The sequence below is a fragment of the Halorussus rarus genome (assembly GCF_003369835.1).
Classification (GTDB): Archaea; Halobacteriota; Halobacteria; order Halobacteriales; family Haladaptataceae; genus Halorussus; species Halorussus rarus.
The window spans coordinates 17,389-35,033 of record NZ_QPMJ01000003.1; the positions used below are offsets into that span (position 1 = coordinate 17,389).

12 protein-coding genes are annotated in these 17,645 nt (G+C 70.8%); 8 read left to right on the forward strand and 4 right to left on the reverse strand.

The window, feature by feature from the left end; all coding sequences use genetic code 11:
• Nucleotides 1–119 precede the first annotated feature (119 nt).
• On the forward strand, nucleotides 120–2,189 hold the full coding sequence (locus DVR07_RS16245) for an alpha-glucuronidase family glycosyl hydrolase (RefSeq protein ID WP_115798376.1): 2,070 nt from the start codon (nucleotides 120–122) through the stop codon (nucleotides 2,187–2,189).
• Nucleotides 2,190–2,235: 46 nt separating this feature from the next.
• On the forward strand, nucleotides 2,236–2,469 hold the full coding sequence (locus DVR07_RS16250; RefSeq protein ID WP_115798377.1) for a hypothetical protein: 234 nt from the start codon (nucleotides 2,236–2,238) through the stop codon (nucleotides 2,467–2,469).
• A gap of 28 nt (nucleotides 2,470–2,497) precedes the next feature.
• On the opposite strand, the gene DVR07_RS16255 is transcribed toward DVR07_RS16250, so the two are convergent.
• A complete protein-coding gene (locus DVR07_RS16255; protein WP_193570233.1) occupies nucleotides 2,498–3,406 on the reverse strand; it encodes a HEAT repeat domain-containing protein in 909 nt (302 codons plus the stop codon).
• A gap of 49 nt (nucleotides 3,407–3,455) precedes the next feature.
• The gene (locus DVR07_RS16260; RefSeq protein ID WP_115798378.1) at nucleotides 3,456–4,448 is read right to left on the reverse strand and encodes an aldo/keto reductase; all 993 of its coding nucleotides are present in this window, start codon (nucleotides 4,446–4,448) and stop codon (nucleotides 3,456–3,458) included.
• Between the two features lie 133 nt (nucleotides 4,449–4,581).
• Between DVR07_RS16260 and DVR07_RS16265 the strand changes: the two genes are divergently transcribed.
• The 3 genes from DVR07_RS16265 (at nucleotide 4,582) to DVR07_RS16275 (ending at nucleotide 9,623) form a co-directional block, all read left to right on the forward strand.
• Nucleotides 4,582–5,691 (forward strand): Gfo/Idh/MocA family protein, encoded by a 1,110-nt coding sequence (locus tag DVR07_RS16265; RefSeq protein WP_193570234.1) that lies wholly within the window; start codon nucleotides 4,582–4,584, stop codon nucleotides 5,689–5,691.
• Between the two features lie 140 nt (nucleotides 5,692–5,831).
• Nucleotides 5,832–8,075, forward strand: coding sequence for a glycoside hydrolase family 3 N-terminal domain-containing protein (locus DVR07_RS16270; RefSeq protein ID WP_193570235.1), 2,244 nt, complete (start codon nucleotides 5,832–5,834; stop codon nucleotides 8,073–8,075).
• 90 nt (nucleotides 8,076–8,165) lie between these two features.
• A complete protein-coding gene (locus DVR07_RS16275; protein ID WP_115798379.1) occupies nucleotides 8,166–9,623 on the forward strand; it encodes a sensor histidine kinase in 1,458 nt (485 codons plus the stop codon).
• 141 nt (nucleotides 9,624–9,764) lie between these two features.
• Here the strand turns inward: DVR07_RS16275 and xacF are convergent, their stop codons facing one another.
• On the reverse strand, nucleotides 9,765–11,207 hold the full coding sequence (xacF, locus tag DVR07_RS16280) for a 2,5-dioxovalerate dehydrogenase (protein ID WP_115798380.1): 1,443 nt from the start codon (nucleotides 11,205–11,207) through the stop codon (nucleotides 9,765–9,767).
• 151 nt (nucleotides 11,208–11,358) lie between these two features.
• Between xacF and gfo6 the strand changes: the two genes are divergently transcribed.
• The 3 genes from gfo6 to DVR07_RS16295 all read left to right on the forward strand — a co-directional run bounded on the left by gfo6 (nucleotide 11,359) and on the right by DVR07_RS16295 (nucleotide 14,892).
• On the forward strand, nucleotides 11,359–12,462 hold the full coding sequence (gfo6, locus tag DVR07_RS16285) for a D-xylose 1-dehydrogenase Gfo6 (RefSeq protein WP_115798381.1): 1,104 nt from the start codon (nucleotides 11,359–11,361) through the stop codon (nucleotides 12,460–12,462).
• Nucleotides 12,463–12,567: 105 nt separating this feature from the next.
• Nucleotides 12,568–13,806, forward strand: coding sequence for a mandelate racemase/muconate lactonizing enzyme family protein (locus DVR07_RS16290; protein ID WP_115798382.1), 1,239 nt, complete (start codon nucleotides 12,568–12,570; stop codon nucleotides 13,804–13,806).
• Nucleotides 13,807–14,007: 201 nt separating this feature from the next.
• On the forward strand, nucleotides 14,008–14,892 hold the full coding sequence (locus tag DVR07_RS16295; protein ID WP_115798383.1) for a fumarylacetoacetate hydrolase family protein: 885 nt from the start codon (nucleotides 14,008–14,010) through the stop codon (nucleotides 14,890–14,892).
• A 256-nt stretch (nucleotides 14,893–15,148) separates the two neighbouring features.
• Here DVR07_RS16295 and DVR07_RS16300 read toward each other — a convergent pair whose 3' ends face one another.
• Nucleotides 15,149–17,479, reverse strand: a complete 2,331-nt coding sequence (locus DVR07_RS16300; protein WP_193570236.1) for a glycoside hydrolase family 3 N-terminal domain-containing protein — start codon at nucleotides 17,477–17,479, stop codon at nucleotides 15,149–15,151.
• Nucleotides 17,480–17,645: the final 166 nt, after the last annotated feature.

The following is a 17,645-nucleotide window of genomic DNA, read 5'->3' on the forward strand; positions in this document are numbered from 1 at the left end:
CTGTCGCACCCGACCATCGCGTCGCATCGGGGAATCGCCGCGGCGCGGTTCGCGTTCGACCGGTCCGGCTCGGTGAACAGAACTCTTTTCCCGATTCCCGCCGCCCCGGTCATACGTCGATGAACGAGTACGACGACTGCTGGCTCCGGTACGAACCGGTCGCGGACGGCGAGCGCCGGGACGCGTACCGGCGCCGGTGTGCGCACGCGTACGTCGCGGAGAAGGCCCCCGAACTCGCCGCGGTCCGCGACGAACTCCGGCGGGCGCTCCCCGACCTGCTCGGCGAGGACCCCCACCTCTGGCAGCATCCCCCGGAGACGGTCGAGGGGTTCCTCGCCGTGGGCACCCCCGACGACATGGCGATGATCGCCGAGTCGGTTCCGGTCGAGGAGGTCGAGGCCCTCGCGGACGGCGGCTACCTGCTCCGCGCGGTGACGTGGAACGGCGCGGACTGTCTCGTCGTGACCGCCCCGTCCGACCGGGGGCTGGTGTACGGGACCTTCCACCTCCTCCGGCTGCTGAGCACCGGCGAACCGATCGACGATCTGGACGTCCGCGAGGAGCCGGCGTATCCGAACCGGCTCATCAACCACTGGGACACCCCGTTCCGCCGGTCGGTCGAGCGCGGGTACGGCGGCGAGTCCATCTTCGACTTCGAGCGGCTCCCCGACCTCCGGGAGCGCTACGAGGACTACGCACGGCTGCTGGCTTCGGTCGGAATCAACGGCGTCGTGCTCAACAACGTCAACACGACCAAGCCCCCGCGGCCGAGCGCCGACGAAGCGTTCGACGCGCTCGAGGGGTGGCAACTGCTCGAATCCCGGCGGCTCGAGGACCTCACCGGGCTGGCGTCGGTGTTCCGGCGCTACGGGATCCGGACCTACCTCTCGGTCAACTTCGCGGCGCCGATGCTGGTCGGCGACCTCGACACCGCCGACCCGCTCGCCGAGGACGTCCGGGCGTGGTGGCGCCGGAAGGCCGACGAGGTGTACGACCTGATCCCGGACTTCGGCGGATTCCTGGTCAAGGCCGACTCGGAGGGCCAGGCCGGCCCCTACGACTACGACCGCGACCACGTCGACGGCGCGAACGCCATCGCCGAGGCGCTCGCCCCCCACGGCGGTCGGGTCTGGTGGCGCGCGTTCGTCTACGGCTCCCACGAGGACCGGGCGGTCCAGGCGTACGACACCTTCGAACCGCTCGACGGCGAGTTCGCCGACAACGTCACCGTCCAGGTCAAGAACGGCCCCATCGACTTCCAGCCCCGCGAGCCCGTGTCGACGCTGTTCGGCGCGATGCCCGACACCGACCTCGGCCTGGAGCTCCAGGTCACCGGGGAGTACACCGGCCAGGGCGTCCACGCGACCTACCACCTCCCGATGTGGAAGGAGATCTTCGAGTTCGACACGCGCGCCGACGGTGAGGGGTCGTCCGTGAAGTCGCTGTTCCGCGACGACGGCGAGGGCGTCGTCGGGGTCGGCAGCGTCGGCGAGGACCGCACCTGGACCGGCCACTACCTCACGCAGGCGAACCTCTACGCCTTCGGCCGGGCGGCCTGGGACCCGGACCTGTCGACCGAGGCGGTGACCGAGGAGTGGGTCCGCCAGACGTTCGGCGCCGACGAGGCGGTCGTCGACACCGTGACCGAGATCCTGCTGGACTCGTGGGCGGCCAACGTCGACTACACCACCGGCGGCCTCGGACTGATGCACATGATGCACAACGGCGAGGAGTACCTCGAGAACCACTACTACCCCTCGCCCGGCGAGTGGCCCGGCTACCACGGCGCGACCGAGGACGGTATCGGCGTCGACCGGACGTCCACCGGGAGCGGCTACGCCGGCCAGTACCGCGACCCGGTCGCCGAGCGCTACGAGTCGGTCGAGACCTGTCCCGACGAGCTGCTGCTGTTCTTCCACCACCTCCCGTGGGACCGCGAACTCGCCGACGGGACCACCGTGGTCCAGCGGCTCTACGACAACTGCTTCGCCGGCGTCGCCGAGGTCGATCGCCTCCGGGGGCTGTGGGACGCCCTCGACGGGAAGATAGACGACCGGCGTCACCGCCACGTCGCCGCGCGCTTCGACGAGCAGGTCGCCCAGGCCGAGCGGTGGTGCGAGGTGCTCACCGAGTACTTCTACGAGCACTCCGGCATCCCGGACGAGCACGGCCGGGTTCCCGCCGAGTAGCGCCCGCACCACTACCTTTTTCATCCGTCTCCGCCGAAGCCGTATCATGTCGAAGACATCGGCGCTGCTCGACCTCCTCTGCGCCCAGCGCGGGCAGATGCGGGTGATCATCGGGGTCCTGGTCGCGATGGGCTTCCTCCTCGCGCTCTCGATCCCGTTCGTCGGCCCGGGCGACCGGGTCTACCCCATCCTCGTCATCGACATCGCGCTCGTGGTCGGGCTGTTCGTCCTCTTCAGCGCGACCTACTGGTACTGCACGAAGCGCGCGATGGACGACTGACTCCGTTCCGACGGCAGAACGTCCCTTCCTACGATTCGCCCGCCAGAAAGTCAGCCGTCTCGGCAGCGAGCGCCCGGACGTCCTCGTCGTCGTCCTCGTCCGCGACCCGTCGGAGTTCGGGCACCGCCGCGTCGTCGCCGAGGTGGCCGAGCGCCCGCACCGCGCGGGCGCGCACGACCGTTCCGTCGTGGTCGAGGCAGTCGACCAGCCGGTCGCTCGCGGGCGCGACGACCTCGGGGTCCGCGGCCGCCAGGTGGCCGAGCGCGTCGACCGCGCCGCCGGCGACGCCCGGGTCCACGTCGTCGAGCAGCGCGACGAGTTCGTCCACAGCGTCAAATGCCGGCTCGGGCTCCTCCTCGGTGACGGCGACCACGACGTTGACCAGCGTGCGCCGGCCGGAGGTCCGGCGCTTGCGCTCCCCTTCGACGTGCTCCGCGATGGTGCGCTGGGTCACCTGATCGTCGACGAGGTCGCCGACGCCCTCGGGTCCGGGGCCGGGTTCGGTGACCCGGACGGCGTCGGCCAGCCGGCCCGCGTGCGGCGCGACGAGGTCGGGCCGGGCGACGACGAGCTTCCCCAGCGCGGTCGCGGCGGTCAGTTGAACGTCGACGACCTCGTCGTCGGCCGCGTCGACCAGGCCGTCCAGCCGGTCCTCAAGCGCTCCCGGCTCGTCCCCGACTACCTCGTCGAGGACGGCGATGGCCCGCAGCGCGATCGCGGCGTTGTCGTCGTCGGCCAGCGCCGCGACGTCGTCGAGCAGCGGGCGCACGGCGTCGACGTTTGTCTCGGCGAGCGCCTCGCAGACGTCGACCCCCGTCTGTTTCACCATCGGGTTCGCGGAATCGAGGGCGGCCCGGACCTCGGTCTCGTCGACGTCCTCCGGGTTCACTGACTCCGGGTCGACCCCCTCCAGCGGCTTCGACGAATCAGTTGGCATGGACGTACGATGCGGTCCGTCCGGTAAATACGTGGGGGTCGGTCGGCCCTCACCAGCGGTGGTGGACGTGCTCGTAGACGTGCTCCTCGTAGACGTCCCGGACGCCGCCACGGGTCTCGTGGGAGAGCCGCGGGAGGTCGGCGGCCGCGGCGTTCTCCCGGACGTGGTCGGGCGTCGTCGACCCCGGAATCACGGTGGTCACCGCGTCGTGGTCGAGAATCCACCGGAGCGCGAACTGCGCCATCGTCGCGTCCTCGGGCACGTACTCCCGGAGGTCGTCGACCGCCGCCAGCCCCGCCTCGAACGGGACGCCGGCGAACGTCTCGCCGCCCTTGGTGCCGACGCCGGCGTCGACGCCCTCCTCGGCGGCCGCGCGCCGGTGGTCGTCCCGGCCGAAGTCCGCGGCGTCGTCGAACGCGTCGGCGAGCAGCCCCGAGGCCAGCGGGACGCGCACGATGAGGCCGACGTCGCGGCGGGCGGCCTCCTCGAAGAACAGTTCGCTCGGGCGCTGGCGGAGCGGGTTGAAGATGAACTGGACCGACTCGACCACCGGGTACTCGATGGCCTTGAGCCCCTCCTCCACCGTCTCGACGCTGACTCCGGCGTGGCGGATCTCGCCCTCCTCCTTCAGTCGTTCGAGCGCGTCGAAGACCTCGGGGTCGTAGAACGCCTCGGTGTCGGGGCAGTGGAGCTGGACAAGGTCGAGCGCGTCGACGCCGAGCCGCTCCTTCGAGCCCGCGACCGACTCGGCCAGCCCCTCGTAGGAGTGGCCGCCGTCGGGGTCGGGCGCGGCCTTGGTCGCGACGTAGACGCGCTCGTCGGGGTCGTCGGCAGCCAGCACCTCGCCGATGACGCGCTCGGCCCGGCCGTCGCCGTACACCTCGGCGGTGTCGAGGAAGTTGACCCCGGCGTCCAGCGCCGCCCGCACCGAATCGTGGGCGTCCTCGTCGCTCGCTTCGCCCCACGCGGGGCCGACGTTCCACGTCCCGAGCCCGATCTCCGTGACCTCGAATCCCGTGCTGCCGAGTGTTCGTCGTTGCATACCGATACCGAGGGAGCGCGGCGCTAAAAAACTCCCTCCGGCGGCAGTTCCATCCGACGGAATTCCAGTTGCCGGAACGTTCGGGGCAACAGAAAGATTATGCCACGGGTCTGCAAACCCGGGACTCACACCGATGGACACGCACACTGTTGCGGTGATCGGAACCGGACCCGACCCGGAGAACCCGACGGTAGACGGCTTCGCGATGGGGTACCGGCACGCCGAGGCGTACGCGAACCACGACCGGTGCCGGCTGGTCGCCTGCGCCGACATCGTCCCGGAGAACGCGACCGCGTTCGCCGAGACGTTCGACCTCCCGGCCGAGAACGTCTACGAGGACCACCGCGAGATGCTCCGGGAGGTCGCGCCCGACGTCGTCAGCGTGACCGTCCCGCCCGACATCCACCCGGACGTCGTCGTCGACTGCGCGAGCAGCGAGGGCGTCGCGGCCGTCCACTGCGAGAAGCCGATGGCCCTCACGTGGGCGGGCGCACGGCGCATGGTCGAGGCGTGCCGGGACCGCGACGTCCAGCTGACGTTCAACCGCCAGCGCCGGTTCGGCCGGCCGTTCACCGAGGCCGAGCGCCTGCTCGACGAGGGGGAGATCGGCGACCTCCGGCGGGTCGAGATCGGCTGGGGCGACTTCTACGACACCGGCGCCCACACCGTCGACCTCGCGGGGATGTTCAACGGCGACCGCCCGGCCGAGTGGGTGCTCGCCGGCCTCGACTACCGCGAGGAGGACGTCCGGTTCGGCGTCCACCAGGAGAACCAGATGTGGGCCCAGTGGCGCTACGAGAACGGCGTCCACGGCTGCGTCTCGACCGGCGAGGGGTCGGCGTTCGTCGGGGCCGCGCTCCTGCTCCGGGGCACCGACGGCGCCCTCCGCATCGACGCCGACGACGGGCCGATGCTCGAACTCGAGCAGGACGGCGCCCGCCGGGCCGTGGACGTCGACGGCGAGACGATGCACCACACGCCCGACGAGGACGGTCGATTCGGTTCGCGGTTCCACGACCGGGCCGTCGGGGAGGTCGTCGACGCGCTGGAGACCGGCCGGGAGTCGGTCCTCTCCGGCCGGGTCGGGCTAAACGCCGCCGAGATACTGTTCGGCGGCTACGAGTCGGTCCGCCGGCGCGGCCGGGTCGACTTCCCGCTGGAGATCGACGGGAATCCCCTCGAGGAGATGGTGGAGTCGGGTGCGCTCGCCCCGACCCCGCCGGCCGAGCTCGAGAGCCCGTAACGGCCGACCTACCGCCTCCCGATCGTTTCCTCCCTTCGTTCTTCGTTCCTCGCCGGCGAATATCGGTCCGAGAGCACCGCTGGCATCGCGATTCGGCTGTCCAAAGGATTTATCACACTCCGAGTAAACCTGTGTGAACAATGCACGAGGACGAGCCGCCGTACCTGCGCGCGGACGCACCCACCGGAGAGCGCGTCGACGACCTGTTGAGTCGGATGACCGACGCCGAGAAGGCCGGCCAGTTGGTCGGCACGTGGCTCGGCAACCTCGACTTCGCCGCGAACGAGTTCGAGGACGTCGCCGACGCGGTCCGGGACCACCACCTCGGGGTCGCCGCGCCGTTCGGCTGGGCCGGCTCGCCCGCCAAGCGAATCGGTGACGCGGTCGAGGCCGCCAACGGTCTCCAGCGCGTCGCGACCGAGGAGACCCGGCTGGGGATTCCGCTGCTGCTGAACGTCGACGCGGTCCACGGTCACGCGTACGTCGCCGGGTCGACCGTGTTCCCGAACGGACTCGGCGCCGCGGCGACCTGGGACCCCGAGGCCGTCGAGGAGGCGGCGAGTATCACGGCCACGGAGGTGCGCCGGACCGGCGCCCACCAGAACTACTCGCCGACCTGCGACGTCGGCCGCGAGCCCAGGTGGGGCCGCATCTTCGAGACGTTCGGCGAGAGCCCCCAACTCTGCGCCGAGCTGGCCGCGGCCAAGGTCCGGGGCTACCAGGGCGACGGGCTCGCCGACCCCGACTCGGTCGTCGCCACCGCGAAGCACTTCCCGGCGTACGGCGAGTCCGAGCGCGGCGAGGACGCCTCCCCGGTCGACGTCTCGGAATACAAGCTCCGGAACGTGTTCGTGCCGCCGTTCGAGGCCGCGCTCGACGCGGGCGTCGAGTCGGTGATGCCCTCGTACAACTCGATCAACGGCGAGCCGATGCACGGCTCGTCGTCGTTCCTGACCGACCTGCTCCGCGGGGAGCTGGGCTTCGAGGGCCACGTGGTCTCGGACTGGGCGGGCGTCCGCCACCTCGACCAGGACCACGGGACGGCCGCCGACGCCCGCGAGGCCGTCCGCCAGTCCCGCGAGGCGGGCCTCGACGTCGAGTCGGTCGGCCACGTCGAGCACGCCGCGCATCTGACCGACTTGCTCGAGTCCGGCGACCTCGACTCGGAGCTGGTCGACGCGGCCGTGCGACGGGTCCTCCGGCTCAAGTTCGAACTCGGCCTGTTCGAGGACCCGTACGTCGACGCGGACCGGGCGCACGAGACGCTGGCCTGCGACGACCACCGCCGGACCGCCCTGTCGGCCGCCCGCGACAGCATGACGCTGCTGAAGAACGACGGGCTCCTCCCGCTGTCGGGCGACGAGGACGTGTTCGTCGGCGGGCCGAACGCCGACAGTTTGGTCCACCAGCTCGGCGGCTGGAGCGTCACCGAACCGACCGACGTTCCGGGCGAGACGGTGCTCGAAGCGATTCGGAGTCGGGCCGGCGGGACCGTCACCTACGAGCGGGGGACAACGCTCAACGAGGGACTCGACGTCGACGCCGCGGTCGAGAAAGCCAGCGAGGCCGACGTCGCGGTGCTCGCGCTCGGCGAGGGGTGGTACCTCCACGAGTTCGGGCCGTCGGTCCAGGCGGGCATCGAGACCGGCGCGTGGCCGACCCGGACGGAGCTCGGGCTCTCGGACGCCCAGCGGGAGCTCGTCCGGCGGGTCCACGAGACCGGGACGCCCGTGGTCGGCGTCCTGATCACGGGCCGCCCGCTGGCGGTCGACTGGATGGACGAGAACGTTCCGGCGATCCTCATGGCCTACTACCCCGGGACCGAGGGCGGCACCGCGGTCGCCGAGACGCTGTTCGGCGACAACGACCCGAGCGGCCGGCTCCCGGTGTCGGTCCCGCGGTCGGTCGCCGACCTCCCCCAGCACTTCGACCACCTCGCGCACCCGACGCCCATCGGCGAGGACGAGCACCCCGACTCCTACGACCCGCTCTACGAGTTCGGCCACGGGCTGAGCTACGCCGAGTTCGCGTACGACGACCTCCGGGTGACGACCCCCGAGGCCGCGCCCGAGGGCGACGTCGAGGTCGCGGTGGAGGTCTCGAACGCCGGCGAGCGCCCGGGCACCGAGACGGTCCAGGCGTACGCCCGCCAGGAGACGAGCTCGCGGGTCCAGCCGACCCGGAAGCTGGTCGGCTTCGACCGCGTCGACCTGGCGCCCGGCGAGTCAGCGACCGTCTCGCTGACGATTCCCGTCGAGCACCTCGGCTTCTACAAGCCCCGAACTGGCCACGTCGTGGAGTCCGGCACGTACCGCGTCGCGGTCGGCGACGAGACGGCGTCGTTCGAGGTGGTCACGTCGCCCGCGGTGACGTCGACAGAATAGCGCCCCATCGACGCGAGGATTCCTGATGCCGAACAACGCGATTCGACGTGCGGGGCAAGGATTTTTTGAATCGCGGTCTCCGTTACAGGCATGATACACCAGGACGACGGCCCGGACGCGGTGCTCGCGGTCGACGGAGACCGCGGTCGGCGTGACGCGGCGGTCGACGCGCTCGACGACGCCGGCTTTCGCGCTCGGTCGGCCGAGACCTGCGAGGCGGCGCGCTCGGCGCTCGCCGACCGCCGTTACGACTGCGTCGTCACCTGCGCGGAACTGGCGGACGGCGACTACCGGGACGTACTCGCGGCGGCCGAGGCGGCCGACCCGTCGGTTCCGGTGGTCGTTCGCTCCGACGGGGTGGGCGCCGCCGAGGCGCTCGACGCGGGCGCGGCGGACCGCGTCGGGACGTCGGAGACGGCCGACCTGGTCGCGCGGGTCTGCCGCGTCGTCGACGACCGGCGGTCGCGGCGGGAACTCGAACGCGACAGCAGCATGCTCAACTCGTTCCTGGCGTCCATCCCCATCTCGGTCTACTTCAAGGACGAGCGCGGGCGCCACGTCCGGGTCAGCGACAGCATCACCGGGAGCGACGTCGACCGGCCCATCACCAACGAGGAGGGGAAGGTCCACCGGTCGGCCGAGGACGTCCTCGGCAAGACCGACTTCGACCTCTACCGCACCGGGTCCGCGGTCGAGGCGACCGCCGACGAGCGCCACGTGATGGAGACCGAGTCGCCCATCCTCGACAAGATCGAGAGCTACGCGGTCGCGGGGCTCGACACCGCCGCCGAGCACGGGTGGCACGGCTACTCCTCGACGTCGAAGGCGCCGTGGTACGACGCCGACGGGGAGCTGGCGGGCACCGTCGGCATCACGCTCGACATCACCGAGCGCAAGAAGTACGAGCAGCGCCTCGAGCGCCAGAACGAGCGGCTCGAGCAGTTCGCGAGCCTCCTCTCGCACGGCCTGCGCTACCCGCTCACCGTCGCGCGGGGCAACCTCGACCTCGTCGCCGGCGACGCCGACCGGGAGCGACTCGACGCCGTCGACGGGAGCCTGGACAGGATCGAGAAGCTGGTCGAGGACATCCTCGACCTCGTCCGGTACGGCTCGACCGTCGACGACGTCGCGGACGTCGACCTCGAGACGGTCGCGACCGCCGCGTGGGAGGCGGTCGACGCCGCCGACGCGATGGCGCTGGACGTGGACTCGACCGCGCCGATATCCGCCGACAGACCCCGCCTGCGGCGCCTCCTCGAGGACCTGTTCCGGAACGCCCGGGACCACGCCGGCCCCGACGCCACCGTCTCGGTCGGCGCGACGCCGACGGGGTTCTACGTCGCCGACGACGGGCCCGGCATCCCGCCGGACCGCCGCGACCGGGTGTTCGACCGGGGGTTCTCGACCGGCGACGGCGGTCGCGGGTTCGGTCTCACGATCGTCCGCCAGATCGCCGCGGCGCACGACTGGGGGGTCTCGGTCGACGAGGACGACGCGGGCGGCGCGCGCTTCGAGTTCGTCTGCGCCGGCATCGCCGACCTCGCGTAGTCAGCCTCGACCGGAACGCCGCTTTCCGGGAACCTCGACCGCCGAGAGTGAGACAGACGTGGTCGGGTCACCGAACCGGACTCGCACCGGGTTCACCGCGTCCGGCGCCCGACCGGGAACTCCGTAACCGTCGACCGGACCTCAGTAGCTGTCGTACACCGTCTTCTCGATGGTGTAGAACTCCAGCCCCTCGTCGCCCTGCTCGCGCCACGTCTCGCTCGACGACTGCTTGAACCCGCCGAACGGGACGTGGAGTTCGAGGCCGGTGGTCTTCGCGTTGACCTTGGCGACGCCCGCCTCGATCTCGTCGACGAACCGGTTGGCCTCGGTGTGGTCGTCGGTGACGACGCTGGCCGAGAGCCCGTAGTCGACGTCGTTGGCGACGTCGAGCCCTTCGTCGAAGTCGCTCACCTCGATGACCGCCACGACCGGTCCGAAGACCTCCTCCTGGGCGATCCGCATGTCGTTGTCGACGTCGGTGAAGACGGTCGGCTCGACGAAGTAGCCCTGCTCGGTCTCGGCCGACTCGGGGGTACCCCCGCCGGCCGCGAGGGTCGCGCCCTCGTCCTGCGCGATCTCGATGTAGTCGAGCGTGGACTCGAGCTCGTCGGCGCTGACCTGCGGCCCCATCTCGTGGTCGAGGCCGGGGCCGATGTCGACGGACTCGGCGCGGTCGACCAGTTCGTCGACGAACTCGTCGTAGACGTCCTCGTGGACCACGGCGCGCGAGCACGCGGTGCACGACTGGCCGGTGGTGCCGAACCCGCCGCTGGCGACGATGTCGGCCGCCTCCGCGGGGTCGGCCGAGGCGCTGACGACGGTCGGGTTCTTGCCGCCGAGCTCGGTCTGGACGCGCTTGCCCGCGTCGGTCGCCTGGTCGTACACCATCTGGCCGACCTCGCTGGAGCCGGTGAACGACACCGCGTCGACCGCGTCGTGCTCGATGAACTCGGTGCCGACCGTGCTGCCGGGCCCGGTGACGACGTTGAGCGCGCCGTCGGGGAGCCCCGCCTCGTCGAGCGCCTTCGCGAGTTCGACCGCGGGGCCGGGCGCGGCCGACGCCGGCTTGAGGACGACGGTGTTGCCGGCGGCGAGGGCGGGCGCGAGCTTCCAGGCCGGGATGGCGATGGGGTAGTTCCACGGCGTGATGAGCGCCGCGACCCCTACCGGCTCCTTCACCGTGTAGAGGTTCTGATCCCGTGTGCTCGGTCCCTTCACCGTGCCGCCCAGGTCGGCGGCCTTCCCCGCGAAGTAGTGGAAGATGTCGATTGCGCGCTGGACCTCGCCGCTCGCCTCGGCGTAGGCCTTCCCCTCCTCGGCGACGAGCTGCTCGGTCAGCTCCTCCTTGCGGTCGGCCAGCCGGTTGCCGGCCCGCCGCAGGATGCGGCCCCGCTCGGGCCCGGGCGTGGCGGCCCACTCGTCCCGTGCGGCGGCCGCGGCCTCGACGGCCTCGGTCGCGTCGGCCTCGCCGGACTGCTGGTAGCTCGCGACGACCTCGCTCGGGTCGGCGGGGTTCTCGACCTCGACGGTATCGCCGGTCTCGGACTCGACCCACTCTCCGTTGACGTAGTTCTTCTCCGGCATCGTCTCCCGTTACTCGAGCCGCACATACCACTGTTACGGTCTCGCGAAGTTTGCCCGGGCCGGCGCGGTCCACCGCAGTTCCCGCACCGGTCCACCGCAGTTCCCGGTCCGGTCCACTACACTTTTGCCGGTCGGCCCGGACCACGCGAGTATGGCAGTCGACGACTACCTGCGCGGCGTCCGGCGGCGCGACTGGGAGGAACTGGCGGAGGGCACGCTGCGGATCGCGATGGTCGGGCTCGGCTGGTGGACCCGCGAGCAGGCCATCCCCGCGGTCCGCGATTCGAAGTTCTGCGAGACGACCGTCGCGGTCAGCTCGAGTACTGAGAAGGCCGAGTCGGTCGCCGACGAGGCCGAGACCGGTACCATCGACACGGCCCTCACCTACGACGAGTTCGTCGACGGCGCCGCGACCGACGCGTACGACGCGGCGTACGTCTGCACCCCGAACGCCTACCACCTCCCGTACGTCGAGGCGGCCGCCGACCACGGCAAGGCGGTCCTCTGCGAGAAGCCGGTGGAGGCGACGGTCGACCGGGCCGAGGAGCTGGTCTCGGCCGTCGAGGACGCCGACGTCCCGCTGATGGTCGCCTACCGGATGCAGACCGACCCGCAAGTCCGGCGGATGCGCGAGCTGATCCGGGAGGGCGCCGTCGGCGACCCGGTCGCGGTCCACGGCCACATGGGCCAGCAGATGCTCGACGTGGTGTCGGGCGACCCCGACCAGTGGCGGCTCGACCCCGACCTCGCGGGCTACGGCGCGACCGTGATGGACCTGGGCATCTACCCGCTCAACACCGCGCGGTTCGTGCTCGACGCCGACCCGACGAGCGTCACCGCCCAGATGCACTCCGAAGACGAGGCGTTCAGGAAGGTGCCCGACCAGCACGCCACCTTCACCATCCAGTTCGACGACGGGACCTACGCCGCCTGCACCGCCAGTCAGCACGCCCACCTCTCGGGCCACTTCCGGGTCGTCGGCACCGACGGCGAACTGGTCCTGCAGCCGTCGTTCCTCGGCCAGACGCCCCAGACGTTGACGCTCCGCCAGCCCGACGGCCGGGAGGTCGAGATCGACGACGGCCGCCGGGACCTGATGGGCGACGAGATGACCGAGGAGTTCGACTACTTCGCCGACCGCGTCCTCCGGGAGGTGCCGCCGTCGCCCGACGGCGAGCACGCGCTGGTCGACATGCGGGCGCTCGGGGCCATCTACGAGGCCGCCGAGACCGGCGAGACGGTCGCGGTCGAGTAACCGGGCGGAGTCCCGGCTCGACGCCGGACACTCCGCGAGGGCCGCCCCGCCACCGTCTCACAATTCACAAGCTTTACTATCGATACTGGGAATATCTCGCACGCAATGGTTGACCACGCGAAGCTCCGCGACCCGAACGCGGAGTATACGATGCGGGACCTGTCGGGCGAGACGATGGGTCTCACCGCCGAGCGCGGCGGCGTGCGCGACGCCGAGATCACCGACGTCCAGACCACGATGGTCGACGGCAACTACCCCTGGATTCTGGTGCGGGTCTACACCGACGCCGGCGTCACCGGCATCGGCGAGTCCTACTGGGGCGGCGGCGACGCCGAGATCATCGAGCGGATGAAGCCGTTCGTGGTCGGCGAGAACCCCCTGGACATCGACCGGCTCTACGAGCACATGATCCAGAAGATGTCCGGCGAGGGCTCGATCTCCGGGAAGGTCATCTCGGCCATCTCGGGCATCGAGATCGCGCTCCACGACGTCGCCGGCAAACTCCTCGACGTCCCCGCCTACCAGCTCGTCGGCGGGAAGTACCGCGACGAGGTCCGGGTGTACTGCGACCTCCACACCGAGGACGAGGCCGACCCCCAGGCCTGCGCCGACGAGGGCGTTCGCGTGGTCGAGGAGCTGGGCTACGACGCCATCAAGTTCGACCTCGACGTCCCCTCCGGTCACGAGAAGGACCGCGCGAACCGCCACCTCCGCAACCCCGAGATCGACCACAAGGTCGAGATCGTCGAGGCCGTCACCGAGGCCGTCGGCGACCGGGCCGACGTCGCCTTCGACTGCCACTGGTCGTTCAGCGCCGGGAGCGCCAAGCGCCTCGCGAGCGCCCTCGAGGAGTACGACGTCTGGTGGCTCGAGGACCCCGTCCCGCCGGAGAACCACGACGTTCAGGCCAACGTCACCCAGTCGACGACGACCCCCATCGCGGTCGGCGAGAACGTCTACCGCAAGCACGGCCAGCGCACGCTGCTCGAACCCCAGGCGGTCGACATCATCGCGCCCGACCTGCCCCGGGTCGGCGGGATGCGCGAGACCCGGAAGATCGCCGACCTCGCGGAGATGTACTACATCCCGGTGGCGATGCACAACGTCTCCTCGCCGGTCGGCACGATGGCCTCCGCGCAGGTCGCTTCGGCCATCCCCAACTCGCTGGCGGTCGAGTACCACAGCTACCAGCTGGGCTGGTGGGAGGACCTCGTCGAGGAGGACGACCTCATCCGCGAGGGGCGCATGGAGATCCCCGAGGAGCCCGGCCTCGGCCTGACGCTCGACTTCGACGCGGTCGAGGAGCACATGGTCGAGGGCGAGGAGTTGTTCGACGAGGCGTAGCCGACGTCGAGCTCGCGGAGCTTCGCTCCGCGGCGTTCGATGAAGCGTAGCTTCGGCGAGTAGTCGGACCCCGGCGCTCGGCGCGACTTCCACCCGAATCGTCGCTCGCGCCCGTCGGCCGAGCGCCGCCGCACCCCCGTCGCCGCGTCTGTCCCCTCGCTCCGGCGATACTCTTTTAACGGTATCCACACATGAGCAACTATGCGCTACTACCGACTCCCGGGCAGAGAGTGCAGTTCTGACGCTGCGGCTCTCGTTGCAGTCGACGACGAAGGCTCCGCGTACGACCTGACGACCGCCTCGGCGGACCTCGGTTCGTTCACCGAGCTCTGCCGCGCGGCGAACGCCAACGGCGCGTCGATCGACGAGGTCGCGCGCAACCGCATTCCGGACGCCGAGGAGCTCGACGTCGCGAACCCGGGGGCCGACGCGCTCCAGCCGGTCGTCGCCGAGGAGGTGTGGGCCGCGGGCGTCACCTACCGCATCAGCGAGGAGGCCCGCAAGTCCGAGAGCGGCAAGCCGGAGGTCTACATCGACGTCTACGACAGCGAGCGCCCGGAGCTGTTCCTGAAGGCGACGCCCTCGCGCACGGTCGGCCCCCAGGAGGCGGTCGGCGTCCGGGGCGACTCGAACTGGAACGTGCCCGAGCCCGAACTCGGCGTCGTGCTCCACCGCGGCGAGATCGTCGGCTACACCATCGGCAACGACGTCTCCAGCCGGGACATCGAGGGCGAGAACCCGCTGTACCTCCCGCAGGCGAAGGTGTACGACCGGTGCTGCTCGCTGGGCCCGTGCGTCGCCTCGGCCGAGACCGTCGGCGACCCCCACGACCTCACGATGTCGCTGACCATCGAGCGCGACGGCGAGACGATGTTCGAGGACTCGACCTCGACCGGCGAGATGGCGACCAGCTGCGAGAAGCTGGTGTCGTACCTCCGGAAGCACAACAGCCTGCCCGAGACGCTGGTCCTGCTCACCGGGACCGCGCTCGTGCCCCCGGAGACGTTCACCCTCGTCGAGGGCGATGACGTCACCATCGACATCGACCGCATCGGACGACTCGTGAACGGTACGGTCACCGTCTGAGTCCGCCCGACGCGGTCGTCGACCGAGCCCAGACTCGCGCCACGAGAGCGTCGACGTATCGCACCAGAGCACCAACGCATCTGTCCTGTCACGGGGCGGCGTCCCGCGGCGTTCGAACGCGCCGGGGACGCCGACTTCCCACGCGAAATCTGACTCCGAGTACCGGACGCGAAACTCCGACTTCGACCCCCGAACGACGCGGCGACGCGACTGCCGGGACGAGAAATCGGAAAGGAACGAATTACGTCTCGCCGGCCTACTCGGCGTCCTCGACGCTGGTCTCTGTGAAGTAGGTCCGGCCGTTCGCCGGGACCTCCTTGGTCGCGGTCACCTCGAACGGTGCCGTGTCCGCGACGTCGCTCGCCGAGTGGCCGACGCGGAACTCGTAGGGGCCCGCCTCGACGGCCAGATCCATGTCGCGGTCGTGGAACGCGAGCTGGGAGGCGTCGACCTCGAAGCGGACGCGCTTTTCCTCGCCCGCGTCCAGGCGGACGCGCTCGAATCCGACGAGCTCCTGGACCGGTCGGGCCTGGCTCGGGTTCTCGGCGCTGGCGTAGAGCTGGACCACGTCGTGGCCCGCGCGGTCGCCGGCGTTCCGGACCGTCACCGTCGCCGCGATGCTCCCGGCGGGTTCGAGCTCGTCGGTCGACAGCGAGAGGTCGCGGTACTCGAACTCGGTGTAGCTCAGCCCGTGGCCGAACGGGTACAGCGGCGCGCTGTCGGAGTAGACGTACTCCTCGTTGGCGGTGTTGGGTTTGCGGCTGTAGTGGACCGGGAGCTGGCCGACCGACCGCGGGACCGAGACCGCGAGGTGACCGCCGGGGTTGTGCTCGCCGAACAGCACGCTCGCGACGCCCTCGCCGCCGCGCTCGCCGGGCAGCCACGCCTGCACGACCGCGGGAACGTTCTCGGCGATCCACTCGATGGAGTGGGGTTTGCCGCTGACCACGACGACGACCAGCGGCGTCCCGGTCTCGTGGACGGTCTCGACGAGCTCCCGCTGGACGCCCGGCAAATCGAGGTCGACCACGTCGCAGCCCTCGCCGCTGGTCGCGACGCTCGGGTTGTCGACCTGGGCCTCGTCGAAGTCCGAGAAGTCGACCGCCGAGCGCGCGCCGACGAACGCGACCGCGACGTCGGCGTCGGCTGCGGCGTCGGCAGCCGCGTCGAACTCGTCGGTCGAGGGGCCGGTCGTCGTACAGCCCCGCTCGTAGCTCACCTCGAAACCGGCCGCCTCGCCGCGGGCGGCGACCGCGTCGAGGGGCGTCGTCGCGTCGAGTTCGACCTCCTCCTCGGGGTAGTGGGCGGCGTAGGCGTAGTCGCCCAGCATCTCCTGGGCGTCGTCGGCCTTGGGTCCGACGACCGCCACGGAGTCGAGGTCGTCGCCGGTCAGCGGCAGGAGGTCGCCCTCGTTCTTCAGGAGGGTCATCGACTCCTCGGCGGCGCGGGTGGTCAGCTCCTCGGCCGCGTCGGTGCCGAACGGCTCGGCGGCGGCGTCGGCGTCGACGTACGGGTCGTCGAGCAGTCCCTTCCGGAGCTTCGCGCGGAGCACCCGGCGGACAGCGGCGTCGAGCGTCGCCTCGGCGAGCTCGCCGTTCTCTATGGCCTCGACGAGGTGCTCGCCGTAGCAGTCGGTGTACGGGAGCTCGACGTCGATGCCGGCCTCGACGGCCGCGACGCCGGCCTCGCGCTCGGAGGCCGCGACGCCGTGCTCGCTCCGGAGGAACTCGACGCTGTAGTAGTCCGAGACCACCGTGCCGTCGAAGCCCCACTCCCCGCGGAGCACGTCGGTCAGCAGCCACTCGTCGCTGGCGCACGGGATTCCGTCGATGTCGTGGTAGGCGTTCATGACCGCCTCGGCGTCGGCGGTCCGGACCGCGGCCTCGAACGGGAACAGGTGGGTCTCGCGGAGCTCGCGCCGGCCGACGTCGACCGAGCTCCGGTTCTTGCCGCCCTCGCCCGCGCCGTGGCCGGCGAAGTGCTTGAGCGTCGCCGCGATGCCGTCGCCGTCGCCCTGGAGCCCGTCGACGTAGCTGCACGCCATCGCCGCGACCAGGTACGGGTCCTCGCCGAACGTCTCCTCGACCCGGCCCCACCGGAGGTCCCGGGCCACGTCGAGCACCGGCGAGAGCGCGTGGGCCGTGCCGATGGCCTCGAGCTGCTCGCGGATGGTCGCGGTGACCTCCTCGACCAGGTCGGGCGACCAGGAGCTCGCCAGCCCCATCGTCTGGGGGAACGTGGTCCCCTGCGGTCCCATGTAGCCGCTCAAGCACTCCTCGTGGGGAATCGCCGGGATGCCGGGCCGCGTCTCCTCCTGCAGAAACTCCTGGAGCTCGTTGGTCCGCGCGGCGGCCTCCCGCGGGGGGAGACTCCCCTCGCCTCCGATGCGGGTCAGGTGGCCGATGCCGTCCGCGAGGTGCTCCTCGACCGCCGCCCGGTCGAGGCTCCCGTCGTCGTCGAGCAGCTTCTCGGCGTTCACCGAGCCGAGCTGGGCCGCCTTCTCCGCGACGGTCATCTCCTCGAGGAGTTCGTCGACGCGCCGGTCGACGGAGGGTCGATGGACTCCGTCCTCTGGTTGCGTTTGCATCACGTGTGTTCTCGTAATCGCGTCTCTTAATTGGTTCGGACGTGGTACCGCGTCGCCCGGTCCGTCGCGTCACGTGTCGGCTTGACACGGGGGTTCTCTATTTCAGAACGGGTTTCGACTCCACTTCCGTCACGAACGAGACGAGTGCCGCAGGTGAACGGTCGTT

Bases quoted from the DNA above. Each gene is read 5' to 3' on its own strand.
- DVR07_RS16245 (WP_115798376.1), top strand. From the start codon at position 120: ATGAACGAGTACGACGACTGCTGGCTCCGGTACGAACCGGTCGCGGAC.
- DVR07_RS16250 (WP_115798377.1), top strand. From the start codon at position 2,236: ATGTCGAAGACATCGGCGCTGCTCGACCTCCTCTGCGCCCAGCGCGGG.
- DVR07_RS16255 (WP_193570233.1), bottom strand. From the start codon at position 3,406: ATGCCAACTGATTCGTCGAAGCCGCTGGAGGGGGTCGACCCGGAGTCA.
- DVR07_RS16260 (WP_115798378.1), bottom strand. From the start codon at position 4,448: ATGCAACGACGAACACTCGGCAGCACGGGATTCGAGGTCACGGAGATC.
- DVR07_RS16265 (WP_193570234.1), top strand. From the start codon at position 4,582: ATGGACACGCACACTGTTGCGGTGATCGGAACCGGACCCGACCCGGAG.
- DVR07_RS16270 (WP_193570235.1), top strand. From the start codon at position 5,832: ATGCACGAGGACGAGCCGCCGTACCTGCGCGCGGACGCACCCACCGGA.
- DVR07_RS16275 (WP_115798379.1), top strand. From the start codon at position 8,166: ATGATACACCAGGACGACGGCCCGGACGCGGTGCTCGCGGTCGACGGA.
- xacF (WP_115798380.1), bottom strand. From the start codon at position 11,207: ATGCCGGAGAAGAACTACGTCAACGGAGAGTGGGTCGAGTCCGAGACC.
- gfo6 (WP_115798381.1), top strand. From the start codon at position 11,359: ATGGCAGTCGACGACTACCTGCGCGGCGTCCGGCGGCGCGACTGGGAG.
- DVR07_RS16290 (WP_115798382.1), top strand. From the start codon at position 12,568: ATGGTTGACCACGCGAAGCTCCGCGACCCGAACGCGGAGTATACGATG.
- DVR07_RS16295 (WP_115798383.1), top strand. From the start codon at position 14,008: ATGCGCTACTACCGACTCCCGGGCAGAGAGTGCAGTTCTGACGCTGCG.
- DVR07_RS16300 (WP_193570236.1), bottom strand. From the start codon at position 17,479: ATGCAAACGCAACCAGAGGACGGAGTCCATCGACCCTCCGTCGACCGG.